20 protein-coding genes are annotated in these 20,344 nt (G+C 66.5%); 9 read left to right on the top strand and 11 right to left on the bottom strand.

Annotated elements, in window-relative coordinates; translation table 11 throughout:
• Positions 1-737: 737 nt before the first annotated feature.
• From EV671_RS24995 to EV671_RS24985, 3 genes are all read left to right on the top strand, one after another.
• Positions 738-1,205 carry a helix-turn-helix domain-containing protein gene (locus EV671_RS24995; RefSeq protein WP_132576627.1) on the top strand — a complete coding sequence of 156 codons (468 nt, stop codon included), beginning with the start codon at positions 738-740 and terminating at the stop codon, positions 1,203-1,205.
• Positions 1,198-1,899 (top strand): nucleotidyl transferase AbiEii/AbiGii toxin family protein, encoded by a 702-nt coding sequence (locus EV671_RS24990; RefSeq protein ID WP_132576626.1) that lies wholly within the window; start codon positions 1,198-1,200, stop codon positions 1,897-1,899. The genes EV671_RS24995 and EV671_RS24990 overlap by 8 nt, the downstream gene beginning before the upstream one ends.
• Positions 1,900-2,278: 379 nt before the next feature.
• Complete coding sequence (locus tag EV671_RS24985) at positions 2,279-3,691, top strand: Fic family protein (RefSeq protein ID WP_132576625.1); 1,413 nt, start codon at positions 2,279-2,281, stop codon at positions 3,689-3,691.
• A gap of 92 nt (positions 3,692-3,783) precedes the next feature.
• On the opposite strand, the gene EV671_RS27875 is transcribed toward EV671_RS24985, so the two are convergent.
• Together EV671_RS27875 and lysS are read right to left on the bottom strand one after the other, a co-directional pair.
• Positions 3,784-3,906, bottom strand: coding sequence for a hypothetical protein (locus EV671_RS27875; protein ID WP_279388532.1), 123 nt, complete (start codon positions 3,904-3,906; stop codon positions 3,784-3,786).
• Positions 3,907-3,910: 4 nt separating this feature from the next.
• Positions 3,911-5,428, bottom strand: coding sequence for a lysine--tRNA ligase (gene lysS, locus EV671_RS24980; RefSeq protein WP_132576624.1), 1,518 nt, complete (start codon positions 5,426-5,428; stop codon positions 3,911-3,913).
• A gap of 43 nt (positions 5,429-5,471) precedes the next feature.
• On the opposite strand from lysS, the gene EV671_RS24975 reads away from it, so the two are divergent.
• From EV671_RS24975 to EV671_RS24960, 4 genes are read left to right on the top strand one after another with little or no spacing between them, the layout of a single operon-like run.
• Positions 5,472-6,677, top strand: a complete 1,206-nt coding sequence (locus EV671_RS24975) for a lipopolysaccharide biosynthesis protein (RefSeq protein WP_132576623.1) — start codon at positions 5,472-5,474, stop codon at positions 6,675-6,677.
• A complete protein-coding gene (locus EV671_RS24970) occupies positions 6,677-7,243 on the top strand; it encodes an acyltransferase (protein WP_132576629.1) in 567 nt (188 codons plus the stop codon). Before EV671_RS24975 ends, EV671_RS24970 begins: the two co-directional genes overlap by 1 nt.
• On the top strand, positions 7,240-8,316 hold the full coding sequence (locus EV671_RS24965) for a glycosyltransferase (RefSeq protein WP_132576622.1): 1,077 nt from the start codon (positions 7,240-7,242) through the stop codon (positions 8,314-8,316). Before EV671_RS24970 ends, EV671_RS24965 begins: the two co-directional genes overlap by 4 nt.
• Positions 8,313-9,539, top strand: coding sequence for a glycosyltransferase family 4 protein (locus tag EV671_RS24960; protein ID WP_132576621.1), 1,227 nt, complete (start codon positions 8,313-8,315; stop codon positions 9,537-9,539). The genes EV671_RS24965 and EV671_RS24960 overlap by 4 nt, the downstream gene beginning before the upstream one ends.
• 15 nt (positions 9,540-9,554) lie before the next feature.
• Here EV671_RS24960 and EV671_RS24955 read toward each other — a convergent pair whose 3' ends face one another.
• The 4 genes from EV671_RS24955 to EV671_RS24940 all read right to left on the bottom strand — a co-directional run bounded on the left by EV671_RS24955 (position 9,555) and on the right by EV671_RS24940 (position 12,759).
• The gene (locus EV671_RS24955; protein ID WP_165917719.1) at positions 9,555-10,574 is read right to left on the bottom strand and encodes a GSU2403 family nucleotidyltransferase fold protein; all 1,020 of its coding nucleotides are present in this window, start codon (positions 10,572-10,574) and stop codon (positions 9,555-9,557) included.
• A gap of 58 nt (positions 10,575-10,632) precedes the next feature.
• Positions 10,633-10,890 carry a transposase gene (locus EV671_RS27090; RefSeq protein ID WP_132576619.1) on the bottom strand — a complete coding sequence of 86 codons (258 nt, stop codon included), beginning with the start codon at positions 10,888-10,890 and terminating at the stop codon, positions 10,633-10,635.
• 377 nt (positions 10,891-11,267) lie between these two features.
• Complete coding sequence (locus tag EV671_RS24945; protein ID WP_207911253.1) at positions 11,268-12,476, bottom strand: type II toxin-antitoxin system HipA family toxin; 1,209 nt, start codon at positions 12,474-12,476, stop codon at positions 11,268-11,270.
• Positions 12,469-12,759, bottom strand: a complete 291-nt coding sequence (locus EV671_RS24940; protein WP_132576617.1) for a helix-turn-helix domain-containing protein — start codon at positions 12,757-12,759, stop codon at positions 12,469-12,471. The genes EV671_RS24945 and EV671_RS24940 overlap by 8 nt, the downstream gene beginning before the upstream one ends.
• Positions 12,760-13,128: 369 nt before the next feature.
• Between EV671_RS24940 and EV671_RS27870 the strand changes: the two genes are divergently transcribed.
• On the top strand, positions 13,129-13,236 hold the full coding sequence (locus EV671_RS27870; RefSeq protein WP_165917718.1) for a glycosyltransferase family 4 protein: 108 nt from the start codon (positions 13,129-13,131) through the stop codon (positions 13,234-13,236).
• Between the two features lie 159 nt (positions 13,237-13,395).
• Here EV671_RS27870 and EV671_RS24935 read toward each other — a convergent pair whose 3' ends face one another.
• The 5 genes from EV671_RS24935 to EV671_RS24910 form a co-directional block, all read right to left on the bottom strand.
• Entirely contained in the window at positions 13,396-14,562 is a 1,167-nt protein-coding gene (locus tag EV671_RS24935) for a Fic family protein (RefSeq protein ID WP_243655876.1), read from the bottom strand.
• A gap of 220 nt (positions 14,563-14,782) precedes the next feature.
• Positions 14,783-15,031: a hypothetical protein gene (locus tag EV671_RS24930; protein WP_132576616.1), complete on the bottom strand. Its 249-nt coding sequence runs from the start codon at positions 15,029-15,031 to the stop codon at positions 14,783-14,785.
• A gap of 128 nt (positions 15,032-15,159) precedes the next feature.
• Complete coding sequence (locus EV671_RS24925) at positions 15,160-16,368, bottom strand: J domain-containing protein (RefSeq protein WP_132576615.1); 1,209 nt, start codon at positions 16,366-16,368, stop codon at positions 15,160-15,162.
• A gap of 637 nt (positions 16,369-17,005) precedes the next feature.
• On the bottom strand, positions 17,006-17,299 hold the full coding sequence (locus tag EV671_RS24915; RefSeq protein WP_132576614.1) for a type II toxin-antitoxin system RelE/ParE family toxin: 294 nt from the start codon (positions 17,297-17,299) through the stop codon (positions 17,006-17,008).
• A complete protein-coding gene (locus tag EV671_RS24910; RefSeq protein ID WP_132576613.1) occupies positions 17,287-17,559 on the bottom strand; it encodes a CopG family ribbon-helix-helix protein in 273 nt (90 codons plus the stop codon). The genes EV671_RS24915 and EV671_RS24910 overlap by 13 nt, the downstream gene beginning before the upstream one ends.
• Before the next feature lie 658 nt (positions 17,560-18,217).
• On the opposite strand from EV671_RS24910, the gene EV671_RS24905 reads away from it, so the two are divergent.
• Positions 18,218-19,717 (top strand): Fic family protein, encoded by a 1,500-nt coding sequence (locus EV671_RS24905; protein ID WP_165917717.1) that lies wholly within the window; start codon positions 18,218-18,220, stop codon positions 19,715-19,717.
• Positions 19,718-20,344: the final 627 nt, after the last annotated feature.

The following is a 20,344-nucleotide window of genomic DNA, read 5'->3' as shown; positions in this document are numbered from 1 at the left end:
TCAGGGTGTCCACCGCCAGCGCCTTGCTACGCGCAATTCGCGCGCCAGATCAACGACTTGCCGCTCCCAGCTCGGGCAGCGGTCACGGATTCAGGCGGTTGGCAGATCGGTCGAACCTCGGCGACTCTTCGCCCAATCGAGCCAGCAGCCGCCCGATCTGCAGCCACTGCCGCCGACAGTACCTACGTGCCACACCAGCCCGTGCGGCGGCAGGTACACCTCGCATGCCGGGGGGGCCTTCTCGGCGCTGGCTCACCTCACGGGGCCGGCGGCCCGAAAGACGTTGAGGACGGGCCTGAGGTCGCTGCCAAGTTCGAACGCCTTGGACCGCCGGGCCAACGTGGCCCGCAGGCCCATGGGTCGACGCCGGGCGTCACGAGCCTCAGACACCACGCGGTCCGTCGTCGATGGACGGCGCATAGAACCGGCAGACCTCTTCGGGGCAGGCTGGCCGCTTGCGTTTCAGCGCAGACAGCGCCCGCCGGGCCCTGTCGGGAATCAGCGTCGGCAGTTGCTGCCGCCAATCCGGTGAGGGTGGGACGCGCCGATTCCTGAATACGGGGTGCCGCAGGCAGTTGCGACGCAAGCGCCGAGTGCGTGGATTTCGCGGCGACGGTCGTGGTCTTGCCGAACGTATCGCGCGATGATCCTTGGAGGCAAAGTCCCAGAGCGCGTGATCGATTGAAGCTGTTTCTCATTCTGTTCAAAATTCAAGATTTGGATAGAATGAGAAACAAATGCCCGCCAAAGCCCCAGCCCTCGCACCCGCCGTCGCCTCACAGTTGGCGACGCTGGCCCGGCACATCCGGACACAGCGCGAGCAGCAGAAGGTGACGGCCACCGACGCAGCCGAAGCGGCGGGGATGTCGCGGGTGACGCTGCATCGCATCGAGCGTGGCGAGCCATCGGTGACCATGGGCGCCTATCTGAGCGCCATGGCCGCGGTCGGCCTGCGAGTCGAACTGCTGGGCCAGGCGTCGGCCAAGTCCTCGGCATTGCCTGACGTCGTGCGGCTGGACGACTACCCCGCATTGAAGCGACTTGCCTGGCAATTGCCGGGCGTGACCGAACTCGACCCGGCACAGGCACTGGATCTCTACGAGCGCAACTGGCGCCACCTGGACCGCGAGCACATGGCGCCGCAGGAGAAGCTGCTGCTCAAGGCGCTGGTGGACGAACTGGGCGGAGGGCGCTTGCTTGTTTGAGCGCGAATACCACCGCCGCATCGCGGCCGTGCTGGGCGCGCTGGACGCGGCCCTGCTGGAAGCGAACGCCTGCTGGTTTGGCGGTGGCACCGCCATGGCGCTGCGCTATGGCGAATACCGCGAGTCGGTGGACATCGATTTTCTGGTGTCAGACCTTGCCGGTTACCGTCAACTGCGCCAGCTGCTGACCGGTTCCCGGGGCCTGGGCGCCATCACGCGGCCCGGTGCCGCGCTGGAGGCCGTGCGCGAACTGCGCGCCGACCAGTACGGCCTGCGCACGATGCTGCGGGTGGCCGGCGTCGAGATCAAGTTCGAGATCGTGCTGGAGGGGCGTATCGCGTTCGAGCCGCCGGGGCCCGACGACCGCATCTGCGGGCTCGCCGCGCTGACGCCCCTCGACATGGCGGCAAGCAAGCTGCTGGCCCTGTCCGACCGCTGGCGCGATGACGCGACCTACAGCCGCGACCTGATCGACCTGGCGATGATGCAGCCGCCCAAGGCCCTGTTGAATGCCGCGATGGACAAGGCCGCGGGCGCCTACGGCACCAGCATCGGAACCGACCTGGCGCGCGCCATTGATGACCTGCGCCAGCGGCCGCACCGGCTGGATGCGTGCATGGCCGCGATGCACATGACCCTGGTGTCCAAGGCTCAGCTGTGGTCGCGCATCAAGGCGCTCAAGCCTCGCGCCTGAGGGCCCGGACTTAGATCACTTCGCGAATCGATGGCAGGTCCGTGGTGAGGGGATCCCCTGCCTCTCGACGGCCTTCCACTCGACGCGACTTCAACATCCATTTGCCCGCGCAGGCCTGGCGCTCCTCGTGTCTTTCAGTGCGACCAGGCCAGGCAATCTGCAGTTGGTGCTGGACGTGCAGGTCAATCCCTGCAAGCAGCACACCCCGATCCACGCCAAGGCAGGGCTCGCGCGATAGCGTGGCGAGCAGAGTGTCGTGCGGCGGTGCAGTCAAACCCTCGAATCGCGCCACCACCCGGATCGTTGCGTGTCGTCAAATCCGTTGCGCGACAGTTTATTTGTCGCGATACTATGACTTGTTCAACGGAATTGTCGTGATATGCCGCGCATCACCCCACCTGAAGAGCTGGATTCGTTGGTCGAACTGATCGGAGTGTCACCTGAAGGCATGGGCATCGAGGCACTCTTGCAGCAGCTCGGCAGCCACCATCAGCGACGCACCCTGCAGCGGCGTCTGGCGGTGTTGGTGGCGCATGGGCGCATCCAAGTCCAAGGCGAGGGACGGGCCACGCGATATCACCGGATTGAGCTGGTGGACAGCAGCGATGGCAGTGCCGTGGCGACCTGGGACAGCGGCGTGCAGCCGCCCACGCAAGCGGCGGCTTATGTGCGGACATCTCCAGAGGGCGCCGAAATCCGTGCCTACGTCTCCCAGCCCCGCCACTTGCGCACCCCGGTGAGCTATCGGCTGGAGTTTCTGGAGCAGTACCACCCCAATCACACGGCCTACCTGCCACCGAACCTGCGCGAGCAGTTGCACGCGCTGGGTCGATCGCCGGCTGACCAGACGCCGGCTGGCACCTTCGCGCGGGACATCCTGAACCGGCTGCTGATCGACCTGTCCTGGGCATCCTCACACCTGGAAGGCAACACCTACAGCCGGCTGGACACCGAAAAGCTGATCGAGTTCGGCCAGGCAGCCGAGGGCAAGGATGCGCTGGAAACCCAGATGATCCTGAACCACAAGCAGGCCATCGAATACCTGGTGCTCGACCCCGAGCACGCCCGTGTAGACGCGGACACTCTGGTGGCCCTGCATGCCTTCTTGTCGGACGGCCTGATGGCCGATCCGTCAGCGGTCGGCCGCATTCGTCGCCGTGCCGTCGAGATCGGCGGCAGCGTCTACTTGCCCATCGCCCTGCCGCAGCGGCTGGAAGAGTTGTTCGGCATCGTCGTGCGGATGGCGGCAGAGATTGCCGACCCGTTCGAGCAGGCCTTCTTCCTGATGGTGCAAGTGCCGTACTTGCAGCCCTTCGAGGACGTGAACAAGCGCGTCTCGCGGCTGGCCGCCAACATCCCCTTCATCCGTCACAACCTCTGCCCGCTGTCCTTCATCGACGTGCCCCAGCAAGCCTATGTGGACGCCATGCTGGGCGTATACGAGCTGAACCGCGTGGAGCTGCTGCGCGACGTGTTTGTCTGGGCCTACGAGCGCTCGTGCCAGCAATACGTCGCCGTGAAGCAGACCCTAGTGCCGCCCGACATCTTCCGGCTGCGCCACCGCCAGGCCCTGGCCGAAGTGATAGCCGCCATCGTGCGCGCGGACGAGCCGGCGACCGAGCAAGCGGTGCGAAGCCGGATGCCCGGCGTTATCCCGGCCGCCGATGGTGATCACTTCGTCACGCTGGTCATGGCCGAGTTCGCGGCCCTTCACCCCGGCAACGCGGTGCGATTCGGCCTGCGGCCGTTGGAATTGGCGGCGTGGCAGGACGCGCATGGGCGGTTGGCATAGCGAGTGCCGGTCGTGAAATCGTGCGGTGGCTGACTATCGACAAGTGCGTGTCGTCATTCTCTTTGCACCGCTGCCGGACACCAGGCCCGGCGCTACCGCCGAACCCAAAGCCGCCAGCAACCCGTCCCGCCCGCTCCGACGAGCAGCAGCGCCAGGGCGAGGCCGTACCCCGCCAGCGCAAAGGCCGTGCCCTTGAGCGTCGGGATCGTGTACATGCGCTCAGGCTTCGCGGCGCAGCGCCGGGAACAGGATCACGTCGCGGATCGACGGCGAGTCCGTGATCAGCATCATCAGCCGGTCGATGCCGATGCCGCAGCCGCCGGTCGGGGGCATGCCGTATTCCAGCGCGCGGATGAAATCGGCGTCGAAGAACATCGCTTCCTCGTCGCCGGCGTCCTTGTTGGCCACCTGGGCCTGGAAGCGCGCGGCCTGGTCCTCGGCGTCGTTCAGCTCGGAGAAGCCGTTGGCGTACTCGCGGCCGGTGATGAAGAGCTCGAAGCGCTCGGTGATCTTGGGATCGGCGTCCGACGCGCGCGCCAGCGGCGACACCTCGACGGGGTAGTCGATGATGAAGGTGGGCTCCCAGAGCTTCTCCTCGACGACGGCCTCGAACAGGCCGAACTGCAGCTCGGCCAGGCCCCAGCGCGCCGGGGCCTCCTCGCCGGCGGCGACGATCTTGGCGCGCAGCACGTCGGCGTTGTCGGCCTCGGCCTCGCTCAGGCCGGCGAAGCGGATCAGCGAGTCGCGCACCGACACGCGGGCGAAGGGCTTGTCCAGCGCCACCGGCTTGCCGGCATAGGTCAGCGCGGCGCTGCCGGTGGCGGCGATCGCGGCGTGGCGCAGCACGGCCTCGGTGAAGTCCATGATGTCGTGATGCGTCCAGTAGGCCGCATAGAACTCCATCATCGTGAACTCGGGGTTGTGGCGCACCGAGATGCCTTCGTTGCGGAAGTTGCGGTTGATCTCGAACACGCGCTCGAAACCGCCCACCACCAGCCGCTTCAGGTAGAGCTCGGGCGCGATGCGCAGGAACATCTCCTGGTCCAGCGCGTTGTGGTGGGTCGTGAAGGGCTTGGCGTTGGCGCCGCCGGGGATGGGGTGGAGCATGGGCGTCTCCACCTCCAGGAAGCCGTGGTCCACCATGAAGCTGCGGATGGCCGACACGCCCTGGCTGCGCGCGACGAAGCGCTTGCGGGCGTCCTCGTCGGTGATCAGGTCGACATAGCGCTGGCGGTACTTCTGCTCCTGGTCCGTCATGCCGTGGAACTTGTCCGGCAGCGGGCGCAGGCTCTTGGTCAGCAGGCGCAGCGTGGAGACGGTGACCGTCAGCTCGCCGGTCTTGGTCTTCATCAGCACGCCCTCGCCGCCGAGGATGTCGCCCAGGTCCCAGTGCTTGAAGGCGTCGTAGACCTCGGCGCCGACGTTGTCGATGGTCACGCGCAGCTGGATGCGGCCGGTGGCGTCCTGCAGCGTGCAGAAGCTCGCCTTGCCCATCACGCGCTTGAGCATCATGCGGCCGGCCACGCTGACCTTCACGCCCTGGGGCTCGAGCTCCTCGTTGGGCATCTCGCCGTACTGGGCCTGCAAGGCGGCGGCGCGGTGCTGGGGCTTGAAGTCGTTGGGGAAGGGCACCGGTGTGGCGGCCCGCAGCGCGGCCAGTTTTTCGCGGCGCTCGGCGATCAATTGGTTGTCGTCTGCCTGAGCGGGAAGGGCGGGGGTCGGAGTGGCTTGAGTCATTGCGGGCCTTAGTCGAACCGGCGATTTTAGAATCGCCCGCCCCATGACCTCCGCCAGCCTGACGCGCGCCACCCTCACCCTGCTTGCCGGCAGCGCGCTGGCCCAGGCCGTGCCGCTTTTGCTGGGCCCCTGGATCGCCCGGCTCTACACGCCGGCCGACTACGGGCAGTTTTCCCTCGTCTGGAGCGTGGCCAGCAACCTGGCCGTCGTCGGCTGCGCGCGCTACGAGTTCGCGCTGGCGCTGGAAACCGAAGCGGCGGGCGCGGCAACGCTGCTGGCGCTGTGCCTGCGCGTGCTGCTGGCGGTGACGGCCGTGGCCACCGTCGTCGGCGGGGCCTGGATGTTCTGGGCCGACCTGTCGCTGGCGGCAGCCCTGCCGCTGGCCGTGCTGGCGGCCGCGGCCAGCCAGGCCTTGGCGCAATGGGCGGCCCGCGCCGGGCAGTTCGCGGCCCTGGCCTGGGGCCGGGTGCTGCAGTGGGGCGGCGGCGCGCTGGCCCAGGTGGGCCTGGGCCTGCTGCAGGCCGGGCCCTGGGGCCTGATCGGCGGCGCGACGCTGGCCACGGCCGCTGCGGCGGCCCTTCAGGCGCGGCCCGCGCCGGCCGGCGGCTGGGGTGGGCTGCTCAAGCCCCAGCCGCTGCGCGAGATGGCCCGCAAGCACCGCGACTTCCCGCTGCTGAACACGCCGCACGCCTTTGCCGGCGCGCTGCAGGACACCCTGGCCATCGTCCTGCTGACGGCCTGGCTCGGCGCGCCCGAGGCTGGCGCCTGGGCGCTGGCCTTGCGCTATCTGAAGGCACCCGCCAGCCTCGTCGGCGGCTCGCTGTCGCAGGCCCTGTACCCGCAGCTGGCCCAGGCCGCGAGCCTGGTCGAGGCGCGCGCGCTGGTGCGCCGCAACCTGCTGCTGCTGGCCGCCTTGGCCCTGCCGCTGATGGCAACTCTGCTGGCCTTCGGGCCCTGGCTGTTCGCCGCCGTCTTCGGCCCGCAATGGCGCGGTGCCGGCGAGCTGGCGCGTTCGCTGGCGCCCTATGTGGCGCTGCACTTCATCGCTTCGCCCTTGTCCGTGGTCATGATGGCCTGGGGCGCCCAGGCCTGGGGCCTGAAGCTGGCCCTCGTGGGCCAGGCCCTCTTCATCGCCGGCCTCGCGGCCGGGCTCGAGCTCGGCGGCCTGGCCGGCGCGGGCTGGGGCGTGTCGGCGGCGATGCTGCTCTACTTCGGCTACTTTTTCTGGGCACTCTGGACTTGGGAATGATCCGCCCCTGGCTCAATCGCATCCGTCGCCGCCTCGTGCGGCTCTTGGGCTTTCGCATGCTGTTCGGCGAGGCCGGCGCGCCGCACACGCGCATCGCGCCCAGCACCTGCATCGAGGGCGAGGCCGGCCTGCAGCTGGCCGACCATGTCTTCATCGGCCAGTTCAATTTCATCGACGCGAGCGCCGGCATCGTCATCGAGGAGGGTGTGCAGATCACGAACTTCTGCTCCATCCTGACCCACAGCACCCACAACGCGGTGCGCATCAACGGCCGGCGCTTCGCGGCCGAAGGCGGCGAGCGGCCGGGCTATGCGAAGGCGCCGGTACGCCTGGGCGCCTACAGCTTCGTCGGCGCGCACAGCCTCATCGAGCCGGGCGCCGTGCTGGGCAAGGGCGCCATCCTGTGCGCCTACTCGCAGCTGCGCGGCATCGCGCCCGACTTCGCGATCATGGCCGGCCAGCCGGCCCGCCAGGTGGGGGACACACGCCAGCGCGACGCGGTGCTGCTGAGCCGCCATCCGGAGCTGCGCGAGGCCTACGAGGCCTGGGCCGGAGCGCAACCATGAGCCTCGGCGGCGGCCTGAAGCTCGTCCTCATCGGCGACGGCGAAAGCCCGCATCTGCTGAAGTGGGCGCGCGCGCTGCAGCCCCGGGTACAGCTGTATGCCATCTCTTCGCGCGGCTTCCTGCCCGAGTTGCTTCGCCTGTTGCCCGACGCCAACCGCCTCGCGTTGAACACCTCGCCCGACCACGGCGGCGGCAATATCGCGCTGCTCAAGCAACTGCCCAAGGTCGGCGCCTGGCTGGCCCAGACCGATGCCGACTGGCTGCATGCCCATTACCTGACCTCGCACGGCACGCTGGCCTGGGCGGCCAAGGCGGGCTGGCGGCTGCGCGCGCAAATCGCCGGCTCGGCCTGGGGCAGCGACATCCTCGTCACGCCCCATCGAGGCGCCAGCTGGCGCTGGCTGACGAGCAAGGTGCTGCGCAGCTGCGCCATCACGACCTCGGACTCGGCCCATATGGCCGAGCGGATGCGCGAACTGGGCGCGGGCGAGGTGATGACCTTTCCCTTCGGCCTGGAGGCCATGCCCCGCCAGAACGCGAAGAAGCAGCCCTGGCTGTGTTTCGCGAACCGCGGCCTGGAGACGATCTACCGGCCGCAACTCGTCATCGACGCCTTTGCGCGCATCGCCGCGGCCCAGCCCGAGGCCCGCCTGGTGGTGGCCAACGACGGCTCGCTGCGCCAGGCCCTGCAGGCCGATGTGGCGGCGCGCGGCCTGGCCGACAGGGTCAGCTTCGTCGGCCGGCTGGACGCCAGCGCACAGGCCGCCCACTACGCCCGCTCGACCTGGTTCCTGAGCCTGCCGCAGAGCGACTCCGTGTCCGTCTCCGTGCTGGAGGCCATGGCCCACGGCTGCGTGCCCCTGCTGTCCGAGCTGCCGGCCAACCGCGAGCTGATCGGCGACTCCGCGCGCGGCCTCATCGTCGGCTCGCTGGACGACCTGCCGGCACGCATGGCCCTGCTGGACACCGCCGCGCTGGCGCGAACCAACCGCGACTGGGTGGCCGTCAACGGGCTGTTCGAGCCCCATGTTCAGCGCTTCCTGACCCGCTTGCGTGAACTGAGTCCAGCATGAGGATCTTGCTCGTCAACCACTACGCCGGCTCGCCGCGCCACGGCATGGAGTTCCGGCCCTACTACCTGGCCCGCGAATGGGTGAGGGCGGGCCACGAGGTCATGATCGTCGCGGCCAGCCAATCGCATGTGCGGGCCGTGCAGCCCGAGGTCGGTGGCGAGCCGCGCGAGGAGGTCATCGACGGCATCCGCTACCGCTGGCTGCCCACGCCGACCTACCAGGGCAACGGCGTGGGCCGGCTGCGCAACATCCTGAGTTTTCTGCGCCAGCTGCGTGCCGACGCCTTGCGGCTGACGCGCGAGTTCAAGCCCGACGCCGTCATCGCCTCCAGCACCTACCCGATGGATGTCTGGGTCGCCAGAAAGCTCGCCCGCCTCGCCAAGGCCAAGCTCGTCTACGAGGTGCACGACCTCTGGCCGCTGTCGCTGATCGAGCTGTCGGGCATGTCGCCGCGCCACCCCTTCGCGATGCTCTGCGGCAAGGCCGAGGCCGACGCCTACCGCGATGCCGATGTCGTCGTCTCCATGCTGCCCTGCGTGCACGAGCACATGGCCTCCCGGGGCCTGGGCCTCAAAAAGCTGCACATCGTGCCCAATGGCTTCGCCCCGGAGGAGTGGCAGGGCGAGACGGCCCCGCTGGGCGCGACGCTGGCCGCCCACCTGGACGCCGAACATGCCGCCGGCCGCGTCGTCGTCGGCTATGCGGGCTCGATGGGCCTGCCCAATGCGCTGGACGTGCTGCTCGACGCGGCGGCCAGGCTCAAGGAGGCGCCGCTGAGCTTTGTGCTGGTCGGCAGCGGCCACGAGGCCCTTCGGCTGACGCAGCGCGCGCAAGCCGAAGGATTGACGAACGTCCGCTTCTTCGCCCCCATCCCCAAGGCCCAGATTCCGACGCTGCTCGCTCGCTTCGACATCGCCTACATCGGCTGGCAGCGCACCCCCATCTACCGCTTCGGCATCGCGCCCAACAAGCTCATCGACTACCTGATGGCCGGCCGTGCGGTGCTGCATTCGGTCGAGGCCGGCAACGACCCCGTCGCCGAAGCCGGCGCCGGCCTGACCGTCGCACCTGAAGACCCGCAGGCCGTCGCCGACGGCCTGCAGAAGCTGGCCGCGCTGACACCCGCGCAGCGCGCGGAGATGGGCCAGCGCGGCCGGGAATTCGCGATGGCCCACCACGCCTACCCTGTGCTCGCGGCGCGTTTCATCCAGGCACTGGCCTGAGTTTTGTGCTTCAAGTTAGGCCTGCGGCCAGGCCGCCGCCAGGGCTTCTCCGACGCGGGGCCATGTCCGGTGGAGGGCCGCCAGCCCTACGTCCAAGGCCTTGCGCCAGGCCGGTCCGCGGGCACGCGTCTGCGCGACCATCTCCACGAAGGTGTCGGGATCTCTCTGCAGGAAATAGTCGATCAGCGCCGCCGCCTGGGCGATGTCCTTCTTTGTCTTTGAACGACTGTCCCCGGTGCGTTCGGCCGCCACGAGCAGCTTGCCCACGGCATAGGCGGCCGGTGCCGGCAGGTTGACGACGATGGCCGAGGTGCTGCCCAGCAGGGCCGCGGGGATGGGGGCCTCCAGCGCCAGCTCCATGAAGCGCAGCGGCTGCAGGGTCACATTCAGCGCGGGGCAGTCGACAGGCTCGCCGCCCGTGCGCGTCCTGGAGGTCAGCCAGTCCAGATCGAAGTCCGGTTCGTCCGGCTTGACGTAGCGCGTGCCCGAGTTCACCGGCACGAAGCCCATCTGCAGGGACTCGATGGCCGAGTGGGCGTCGACACGCGCGTCCGGCGCCAGCGCCAACGAGAGGTTGCGTCCCGCATGATCAAAGTCCAGGTCGACCGTCTGGCCCGGATCCCCCCAGATCACACCGAGGACGTTTTGGTAGGCCAGGAAGGCATGCGTGCCGACCACGAGGGCCCCAGCCGAGAACACCCCGTGATCAGCCAGGCGCTTGAGGACCCGAAAATGCTTCGGCGCGACGGTGTAGCAGCCCAGGGCCGCGGCCGCGTTGGCCAGCTTGCGCAAGTGCTTTTGGTTGGCGCTTGCCGACTCGTTGCGAGCGGCTTCGATCAGCGCGCGGGTCGCCTTGTCGTCCGGACCGACGTAGATCTGCTCGAGGCCGGCCGGGCCTTTGCGCTGGTAGTACCAGTACAGCCTCCCGTTGACCTGCTTGGACGCGAAGCCGCCCGGCAGGTCCGCCGGCGAGCGATTGAGCTGCGCCATGCGTGCGGCGGACAGCACGGACGAGTACGCGGCCTGGGCCGCCAAGCTGCTGTCGATGAACATGTTTTATACTACCTTTTCTTGCGTGGTAGTACATCTGTGGCTACAGCTTCAACCGCCAGCGCGGCTCCCCCCGAGCCGTCGCCTTAAAGGGGCCAACACCTGTCGTCAGCAGGTTGCAGATCGACTTGAAAGCTTCGAGCGCTATTTCGAGAGCATCGCCAGACCCGTTGGCCATGGCCACAGCCGCAATGGAGATGCCCGGCTGCATGCAAGCCGCGACGAGGTCGGCCTTGAACTCGTCACTGTGCCGGCGCCGACGCCGACGTGTGCTGGCTTGTTGAGAAGGCGTAGTGTTCATGTGTCCACCAAAGTTGAGGTGGACACGAGGCTCCTACGCGCCTAACGGGTCTTCAAGATGGTCGGACTGGACGCTCACCTCTCGCGCTCGCCACGTCCAATTCAAGGTGCCGCGACTGGCCGCGTATGTTTGAGTTCCATCAGGCGAGTCATATTCGCTATTCGCGAATTGCGAATAGCGCCGATGAGCGTACGGTTTGCAAGCGTGCGCGCCGGTATGGCCCTCAGTCCGACCGGCTGAGCTTCGCACCGGGCCAGGAGATGCAGGCATCGATGGCCTCGCTGGCCGGGGTCACCTCGGACCTCGATCCCGGACGCGCCGTTCCGGTCAATTCAGAACGGCGGGAAATCAAAAACTCGTGCGGCGAAGGAGTCCCTCTACTGGAACGTCTCCAGATACCGGTGAGCCTCGCGCCGGATGATCTCGTCCAGCCCTGGCAGTTTCTCAACGAGCGGTGCCAGATCATCGAGAGTCCGCAGCGCGGTGCTGGCAAGCTCAATCAACCGGGTCTTCACCTTCGCTTTCGGAATATCGCAGCGATTGCCGAAGTCCAGCAGCCCCTGTCGAGCTGCAAAGAAACTTCTGTTGCCCACCAGCTCAAGAGCCAAGTTGTCTTCGGGGATATAGAGCTTGGTGCAGACGATGTCGTAGGCAGGGGCCATCGCCACTGCGCCGGTCACGTCTTCGTACAGGACACCGAAGTTCTTCAGGTGGGCATCGCCGTTGCCCAGGATGCACGACAGCGCCACCATGTCGAACAACTGCTGGCGCGCGGCGGCCCAGTGTTCAGGGCTGCAATAGTGATGCAGCAGCTTCAGTGCCAGCGAATAGCTGCCGACGTACTTTTGATCAGCGTCTCGGCCCGCGAGGACCAGCATGTCTTCGAAGCCCAGGATGCGTTTGCCGCCGGGCCTGTCAAAGCGCCGCATGATGAACAGCTCGCCGTCTTCGGACAGGAAGAATTCCGGCACCGGAATGCCCGCGCGCTTGACGACCGTCATGCAGAAGAATTCGTTGACGGCCAGGCCTGGGAACTCCCCCAGTCCGGACTTCACGATCAGTTCCGAAGTCGCCAGCGCTGCCTTGAACTCGCCGGCAGGCAGACCTGTCGGGATCTCCGGCACGAGCACTTTCGGTTGCACACCGCTCAGGCCACTGCGCATCAAGTAGGTGTCCACCAGGCGCGCGAACAGATCCCGCGATCCCTTGCTGGCCAGCAGGTCCGCCAAGCTCTCCCCTTGCGGCGCCGTCGAGGCTTGGACCGGGCCCTCTGCGGCAAACCTAAGCCTGCCAATAGGCGCCTGCGAGCCCACCACAGTCAGCAGCAGCAGAGGATCGATGCCTGTCGTCTTGGCCAAGCGCTGCCGCAGTTGCTCCAGCACATAGCCCTCGGGCAGATTCATCTGAAAGACGGGGTGCAGCGACTTGTGCACATAGGGCTTCAGCCGGCGCGGCATCCCGAGGGCAGGTGCCGCCTGTTCGCCGGCAGCCGGGTCGAACGAGAAGACATAGTCGCCCTCACGCTGCAGCCGTCCCGCCAGCCCCTGCGGAGTGCTCACCAGAACGGCTGGGGTCTGCTCAGCCACGCTCGCCATCCAGCAGAGCGCCGATCTCTTCCAGCGTCGGCCGTTGCGCCGGCACCAACTGGAATTGCGCGCCCAGCGCCGCAGCCACCCGGGCATAGGCTGAGACAGCGACGCCGGGACGCCCGGCTTCGACATGCACCACCTGCAGCCGCGGGATGCCGGCGCGATCGGCGACGTCGATTTGGCGCAGCCCGCGTGCCTTGCGCATCTCCTTGAGCTTGGCGCCCATGGCTTTGACGGTGGATTCAAAGTCGCCCATGGAACGAAAGATATCAAATTCCATACCAGGGCGGAAGAAGATATGAAATTCGATACATAAACAGTGCCTTGGCTCGCCTCGGACCGTTCACGGACCAGGCCAGCGAGAGGCTGTCCGGGCAAGCGGGCTGCGGCCATCATGAGTCTGCTGTTAGCGGCGGTCAGAAAACGCTCTTATTCGGCGGTGAGACGGCGGTTTTGGCCATGACCAGGCACTACGGCGCTCCCCAGGTCAGTATTCGATACGGGGATGGTCTTGAAGGACGTGCACCGCGCTCGGTCGCCTTATGTCGCCGGGGGTGGGCAACGTCCCGGTTGCCGAAGCCGGCGCTGGCCTGACCGTCGCACCCGAAGACCCGCAGGCGGTGGCCGACGGCCTGCTGAAGCTGGCCGCGTGCCGCCCGAGCAGCGCGCCGAGATGGGCGAGCGCGGCCGTGTATTCGCGATGGCCCACCACGCCTACCCGGTGCTCGCGGCGCGTTTCATCCAGGCACTGGCCTGAGCCTGTTCGACCTGATTGGCTTCACGGTCACCACAGGCATGCGGGTCACTGCCGGGCTGCCGCAAGATTGACGCGACGCGCTGTCGTCGCTTCATCGTGGCGGCGAGAGAGGTTGGGCCCGCTCGCAGCAGCCGGGTTGGCACTGCTTCGCAGGCGAGTCTAGACCGCCTCGTGAGGGCCCCAACCGGGCAGGTTCACGTAGTACCGCGTCGAGCGGCCAGCGCCTGTGCGGGCAAGCAGTTTGAGGTCCTCCAAGCCGATGAGTTCTCGCGACGCCGTGGCGCGAGAAGTGCCTGCAATGCTCTCGTACTTCTTGGTGCTCATGCCGCCTTCGAAACCGTTGGGGCCGGCATCGAGTAGCAGGTTCACGACCTTGCGTTGACGTTCGCTCAGGGCTTTGTTGCTGTGGTCCATCCAGAACCGTGCTTTGGCCAACGTGTCGTCGACGGTCTTGGATGCCTCGTCGCATGACACCTGGACCTGATGCACGAACCACAACACCCAGTCCGTCACATCGAGCCCACCGTGCTGGGCGCGCTCAAGCTGCTCGTAATACTCGTTTCGGCGGTCCAGCAGGCGCTGCGACGTGCGAATCAGACGGCTGGCCTCGCCGCTGTCCCCGGCCAACACCAGGTCCACCCACACGCGTCCGACGCGGCCGTTGCCGTCTTCGAACGGGTGGAGGGTCTCAAACCACAGGTGCGTCAGAGCTGTGCGAATCAGTGTGTCCGGTTCGGCGCTTGCGTTGAACCACTGCAGCAGCTGGTGCATTTCCTGGGGCACCCGCTCAGAAGGTGGGGCCTCGTAGTGCACGCGTTCGCGGCCGACCCGCCCGCTGACGATTTGCATGGGTTCCGGACGCTCGCGGTAGCCGCCGACGCGAATCTTCGTCATCCCGGAATAGCCGGTCGGAAAGAGCGCCGCCTGCCAGGCATGCAAGCGCTCGTCCGTGACTGCATCTGCACAGCGCGTCACCGCGTCGTCCATGATGTCCAGCAGGCCCTCGACGTTGCGAGGAGCGTTGGGGCCATCCTGCTTCCCCACGCCCAGGCGTCTCGCTACGGAACTGCGCACGGCAGCGAGGTCCAGCCGCTCGCCTTCGATGGCGGCCGTGGCCACGGCTTCCTGGCTCCACGCTTCGGCCGCCAGTTCCAGGCGCTGCTCAAAGCCCAGTGCGGCCAGCTTCCCTTCGACCACGCCCTGCGCCCGCCTCGCGGTGGCCAACGCTGCGCCGACGCGAACCGGGTCGTAGTGCAAATCTGGCCAGGCTGGCTGCTGCCAGACGTAGGTCGCTTCCGTTGCCATGTCGATGGATGAGTCGATCACCGGGATTTTCGACTTGTATTTTGAGTCGATTCAAAAGTCTAGTCGACTCAGGCTGGGTTTTTCTCAGATTCGACTTGGATTTTGAGTTGATTATGGCGGCCAATCGCCTCATACATGCACTTGGAGCTGTGGCTTGTCCCGAAGGTTGGCCGAGTTGGCCAGACTTAACTTCATTCCACTCTGCCCACGCCACAGCAGCCCGGCGATCAGCACATTGGTGTCAATGACCGCCCGCACGTTGCCGTCGCTGCGCGCGTGCCGCCTTGACCTCGGCGTTGATCTCGTCCATCGACATCGGCGCGATGCCGGCGGCGGCCACACGGCCTGCGATGGACAGCAGCGAGTCAGCCGCCTGCTGCCGCTTCAGTGCATCGGTCAGCAGCCGGTCGAGGGCTTGCGGCGTGAGCAGCCCGGCGTCGCGCGCGGCCTGCGCGGTGGCCTCGGGCAACTCGATCTGAATGGTGGTCATGGTCAGGCCTCCTGTGCGTTGGCTGCGGCGCTCATGCGGCGCTTGAGCTTCTCGCCCTCGATGAACGTGTCCAGCAACTGCGTGAGCTGCCGCTTGACCTCGTTCCCGGACGCGCCGTTCCGGTCAAGTCAGAACGGCGGGAAATCGAAAAACTCGTCTTCTTCGCGCATCAATTGCCGCTCACGCTTCAACCAGCGCTTGGTGGCCGCCGTGTCGCTCAGCATGCGCAAATCGCGCTGCTGCTGGCTCAGCTCGGCACGCAGCTCCCGGCTGTGCTGATCGAGCACCGAACCCAGCTTGCCGGGTTTGAGACCCCAGCCGGGTTCCAGGCCGAACTCGAAGCGGAACTGCATCTCGACGTGATCGACCTCGGCCCGGAGTTCGGCCAGTTGCTCACTCAGCACCTTGTTGTAGTGCTTCAACCGCTGGGCGCTGGCACTGGCGATATGGCTCGCATCGATCTGCTCGATCTGCAGTTGTAGCTCGAGCAAGGCGAGCAGGTCGCTGGCCGCATAGGCCTGGTTGACGCGCTGCATGAGCACCGTCTTCTCCTTGCGTTTGCCCTCGTCGGTCTCGCGGTCCGGATGCAGGGCGCTGGCAAGCTTGCGAAAGATTTCGCGCATCGACTGCGAGGCCTGCTGCGCCTCGGCCTCGCGCCGCTTCTGCGCGGCGCTCCTGTGCCGACCCGCCGCCTTGGCATTGAGGTCGGCCTCTTCGGCGTCCTCGGCGGCCTCGTCCTCGTCGGCCGCCGCGCGCTCCTTCATCCCCTGCTGCAAGCGCTCGAACAGGTCGTCGTCCGTGTGCAGTCCATCGTCGTCGCCCAGGTCCAAGCCCGTCATCGCCTCGGCCAGATCCTTCATGGCCCGCACGGCCTCCCGCCGCTCGGTGTCGAAGTCCACCTCGGCGTGCTTCGCGAACAGGGCCTTCAACTCGGCGTCGTCCTCGCGCATCGTGAGCAGGGCGCTTGCCCCATCGCAGGCCAACTCGCGCAAGGTGCTGCGCTCGGCCTTGGTCCAGTTGCGCTGCTCTAGCAGCCGATCCAATGTGAACACCCATTGCCGGCGTACGGCCGTCAGCTCGGCCTCCAGTGGCAGCACGACCTGCGTGTGGGCGAGGCGGTAGCTGGCAATGTTTTCATGCCACGCCCCCAGGAGCTGGCGTGCCTGCTCGATCTGCCGAATGAGGGTGTTGAAACGCTTTTGCGGCGGTGTCAGCGCAGCGCCGGCTCGCTCGGCGCTGATCTGCGGGACGTAGTTTCGCGACACGGTGTAGCTCCAACATCGATGGCCAGCCATTGTCGGACTTCGTCGAGCTCGAGTGGCCGCGCCGCGGTTCACGAGAAGGCGAGACAGCCGCCGCATGAACGACCGCCTTCAATTCTGTTTCTTGTGAGGCACTGCGCGCGTTCTACCGCCGCCGCTGCTGCGTGTCATCTCCCCCGCACAGGCCTGTTCATGGCCGCGACCACCCGGGATAGCCCCTTGCTGCGCCCTGCAGGGCCGCCATGCAGGCGAACTCGTTGCCACCTTCCGCTCGGAAAGCCTTGATCAGGCCTTGAGAAAAACCGCGTCCTCACCGTCACATAGACGCGGATCTCGACCAGCGTTCACAGGCGGCTCAGTATGAAGAGGGCCTGGCTGCGCTCAAGGAGTCTCAGGCCCTGGATCAAGCATCCAACGCCATCGTGGACTTGGTCCATGCCGGCCGCCTTGGCGAGGCCGAGCAAGGCGCGCGACCTCCTGGTTCGCTACCCAGAGATCCCCGATGGCTACGACCGGCTCGGCATGGTCCACGAGGCACGGGAACACTGGCGCGAAGGGAGCTGCTGGTCGGAGGTGCCGATCCAAATTCGATGCAGCACGGGCACGTATCCCATCATGCGATTGACGACGGCGTGTGCCTAGACACCTTCGGCGGCAAGCTGCTGCATCTGCTGATCCATCCTCGTAGCCAGCCGGCGAAATTCGTTCATGCTCAGCAGCCCGCCTCTCTTTGGTGCCGGAATGCCAAGACATACACCGCATCGTCGGCCGGCTCATGGCGGTACAGGGCCACATAGCCGGAATCCCCGAAGGCAATCACCAACTCGCGCAGCTCTGGCATGTCAGGGAACGGCCGGCCAATATCAGGGGCTGTTTCGAGCAGCAGGAATTGCCGCTCGATGGTCTGGCCAGCCCGCCGGGCGGCTTGCGGGGTCTTGGCAGCCAGAAACTGCCGGCACCGCTCCAAGCCTGCCGCGGCTGTTTCGGGGACGACTACTTGCGGCACTCAGGCGCCGCCCTTTCGTCTTCGGTGCCCCAGGTGTTCAACCAAATGCGAACTTCCTGGCCTGTGAGGTGCCGGCCGGTTTCCTGATAGGCCGCCCAGGAAGCCAAGGCTTCCTGCTTGAAGCTCTCGCGGGCCTCCTCGCGCTCGACGTATTGCTGGATGGCTTCGAGCATGATCCAGTGTGGTGAGCGGCGGCGTTGGCTGGCGAGGTGCTGGACGCGACCTTTTAAGGTGTCGTCGATCTTGAGGGAGGTTGCCATAGCGGACCTACTATCACATGGTGATACCGAGTGATACTGTGGCCTTGCTGCCCCCTGTCCGTCAAACGATCGTTTTCCGGAATAGCCGCTGGTGCCACCCAACGGACGCGGGCTTCTTAGGCGGGCCGCTTTCCCGAATCTAATTTCATCTTTCTACGTCCGGGTCTAGGCTGAACGCAAGATGTCGAAGACCACTGATCTCTGAACTTCGTTCACTCAGTTCTGAACTTTTTGGATCTGTGTCGGTTTGCGCTGAGTTTGGAACTCGTTGCGCTTAACTTGGAACTGCCGTACCGGCACGCGGGGCTGCTGGCGGCATGTAGAGGGCGAGGCGGCGTGAGGGCCTTCTGCTGCGCATGCAGGGCCCGCCCTGCGCAGCAACCGCAGCGCCCGAAAGTTCAAAGTTGAGCGGTACAGATCCCCGAAAGTTCCAAGTTGAACGAGACACGGGTTCAAAGCTCGATGGCACGGCGGATGCCAAGAGCTTGATCCGCTGACGAAATCGAGTGGCGCGCTCTGCGCGGATCGACAGCCTGGCGGCTCTGGCTACCTGGGCCCCAGCCTGGGTTCGGGCGCGACGGCATCGTCTTGCGGTCCATGAGCCGCAACGGCAAAAATACGGCTCACATGATGAGCCGAAAATGCGATGATGTGGCTCATGACGAACAGCAGCCCATGGATCTGGCGGCGGCCGAACTGGCCCCACCTCACGTACTCGGCCGGCGACGCGGCTGCTGACTTGGCCGAGACCTATCGCATGCATGGGGTGCTAGAAGGCAAGGCCGCAGCTATCGGCTTGGGGGCGACGAGTCAAGTCGCACTTGACGCTATGGCAGACGAGGTGATGGCCACCGCGGCTATCGAGGGCGAGCAGTTGTCGGCCGATGTGGTGCGCTCGTCCGTCATGCGGCGTTTGGGTCTGGCCGCGTCGGGACCGACGAACCGTCACGTCGACGGCCTGGTCGACGTCATCAACGACGCAACCACGGCCATCGACCAAGCGCTGGACGAGGATCGGCTGTGCCGCTGGCAATCGGCGCTGTTCCCGGGCGGCACGTCTGGCATCCAGCGGATCGCCGTCGGCCGCTACCGCGACCACGACGACCCGATGCAGATCGTCAGCGGGCTACCGGGACAGGAAGTCGTGCACTACGTCGCGCCGGCGTCGAAAGACGTGCCGACGCAAATGGCGCACTTCCTCCAATGGTTCGCTGACTCGAAGCCGGCGCGCAACGGCGCGCCGGCGTCAAAGGACAAGACGCTGGACGGCTTGGCCCGCGCTGCCATCGCTCACGTCTGGTTCGAGAGCATCCACCCGTTCGAGGACGGCAATGGCCGCATCGGCCGCGCGATCGTCGACATGGCGCTCGGCCAGCACTTCCGCCAGCCAGTGCGCCTGTACAGCTTGTCGCGGCAGCTAAAGACCGCTCGCTCGGGCTACTACGACGCGCTGAATCAGGCGCAGCGAGGTGACACCGACGTCACGCAGTGGGTGCGGTGGTTCGCCGGTCAATGCACGGCCGCTTGCATCGTGGCCAGCCAGGTCATTGACCAAGCGATCGAGAAGAAGCGCTTTTGGGATCAAGACCGCGCCGCCGATCTCAACAATCGGCATCGCAAGGTGCTGCAGCGCCTGCTCGATGCTGGTGATGGCGGCTTCGAGGGCGGCTTGAACGCCGAGAAGTTCATCAAGATGACGGGCGTGTCCAAGGCGACCGCGACCCGCGATCTCGGCGACTTAGTTGATCGAGGCCTGCTCCGCAAGCAGGGTGAAGGAAAGGCGGTCCGCTACTACGTCGACGTGCCGGGCTGGTCGCACGGGCTGCCTTCGGCGCCGGCGCCCGAGGTAGCCGATTCACCCGAGTTACTTGTCGATGACGGAACCCGCTCCGATGCCGGCATGCGCCGCGCGCTGGAAGCACTGGGCTTCATCGACATCGAGTATTCAGGCACGCGGGACCACCAATACTTCGGTCCAGTGAAGGCCATATCTGCGTCGCACGTGGGGCAGGGTCTGGGTCGCGGCAAGGCGGTCATCCACGACTTGCGGACGCTCAGCGCGGTTCCCAGGGTGGGTGCCAATCTAGAGGTTCACTTCCGGTCAGGCCGCGGCACCGTGATCGAGGTAGGCCCGCACGAACGGGACCTGCAGCGGTAGGCCGTCGACGCGCAGCGACTGCGCCCTGGCGCTTCACCGCGCCGCGTGGCCCTGCCAGCCCTGAAGGCCCGCCTGCAGGCTGGGACGGCCCCGCGTGAAAGTTCAGAGTTGAATGAACGAAAACCGTGAAAGTTCAGACTTGAGTGAACACGCGGTTCAGGACTTAACGAGCACCGCTGCGGCAAGTCGTTGATCCAACTCGGGGCTCCAGTTCGGCCGGTGAGCGGTTTTCGGCAAAAGTGTCGAACACCATTCAGTTCTGAATTTTTTGGATGAGGGGGAGCGGCGGAGATCCGCCTGCGGCCAGGCCGCGCGAAGGACACAAGAGTTTCCGCACCATCGCACGCCAGTTGCACGTGCATCGCGACACCGTGCGGCGCGTGCTCGCGCAGGCGGGCATATCGCCACCGACCACGGCGCCGCGACCCAGCCGCATCGACCTACTGCGTATTCCACGCGATCGCGGACACCGTTCCGCTGTGATGGCGGACAGCATTCCGCCGTGATGGCGGACACCGTTCCACGCTGATGACGGACAGCATTCCAAACTGATCGCGGACACCGGGAGGGTGTCCTGAGTGACCCAACGAGGCATAGGCTGCCCGGCTTTTTGGCCGGGAGAGGCGA

It is taken from the genome of Roseateles saccharophilus (assembly GCF_004342485.1).
GTDB lineage: Bacteria > Pseudomonadota > Gammaproteobacteria > Burkholderiales > Burkholderiaceae_C > Pelomonas > Pelomonas saccharophila.
Note: the sequence above shows the minus strand (reverse complement) of the source record. Positions and strands in the feature narration are given on the sequence as shown.

Excerpts from the sequence above, each read along its gene's own strand:
- EV671_RS24995 (WP_132576627.1), top strand. The coding sequence starts at position 738 with ATGCCCGCCAAAGCCCCAGCCCTCGCACCCGCCGTCGCCTCACAGTTG.
- EV671_RS24985 (WP_132576625.1), top strand. The coding sequence starts at position 2,279 with ATGCCGCGCATCACCCCACCTGAAGAGCTGGATTCGTTGGTCGAACTG.
- EV671_RS24965 (WP_132576622.1), top strand. The coding sequence starts at position 7,240 with ATGAGCCTCGGCGGCGGCCTGAAGCTCGTCCTCATCGGCGACGGCGAA.
- EV671_RS24975 (WP_132576623.1), top strand. The coding sequence starts at position 5,472 with ATGACCTCCGCCAGCCTGACGCGCGCCACCCTCACCCTGCTTGCCGGC.
- EV671_RS27090 (WP_132576619.1), bottom strand. The coding sequence starts at position 10,890 with ATGAACACTACGCCTTCTCAACAAGCCAGCACACGTCGGCGTCGGCGC.
- EV671_RS24910 (WP_132576613.1), bottom strand. The coding sequence starts at position 17,559 with ATGGCAACCTCCCTCAAGATCGACGACACCTTAAAAGGTCGCGTCCAG.
- EV671_RS24930 (WP_132576616.1), bottom strand. The coding sequence starts at position 15,031 with ATGACCACCATTCAGATCGAGTTGCCCGAGGCCACCGCGCAGGCCGCG.
- EV671_RS24905 (WP_165917717.1), top strand. The coding sequence starts at position 18,218 with ATGACGAACAGCAGCCCATGGATCTGGCGGCGGCCGAACTGGCCCCAC.
- EV671_RS24960 (WP_132576621.1), top strand. The coding sequence starts at position 8,313 with ATGAGGATCTTGCTCGTCAACCACTACGCCGGCTCGCCGCGCCACGGC.
- EV671_RS27875 (WP_279388532.1), bottom strand. The coding sequence starts at position 3,906 with ATGTACACGATCCCGACGCTCAAGGGCACGGCCTTTGCGCTGGCGGGG.
- lysS (WP_132576624.1), bottom strand. The coding sequence starts at position 5,428 with ATGACTCAAGCCACTCCGACCCCCGCCCTTCCCGCTCAGGCAGACGAC.
- EV671_RS24940 (WP_132576617.1), bottom strand. The coding sequence starts at position 12,759 with ATGGAATTTGATATCTTTCGTTCCATGGGCGACTTTGAATCCACCGTC.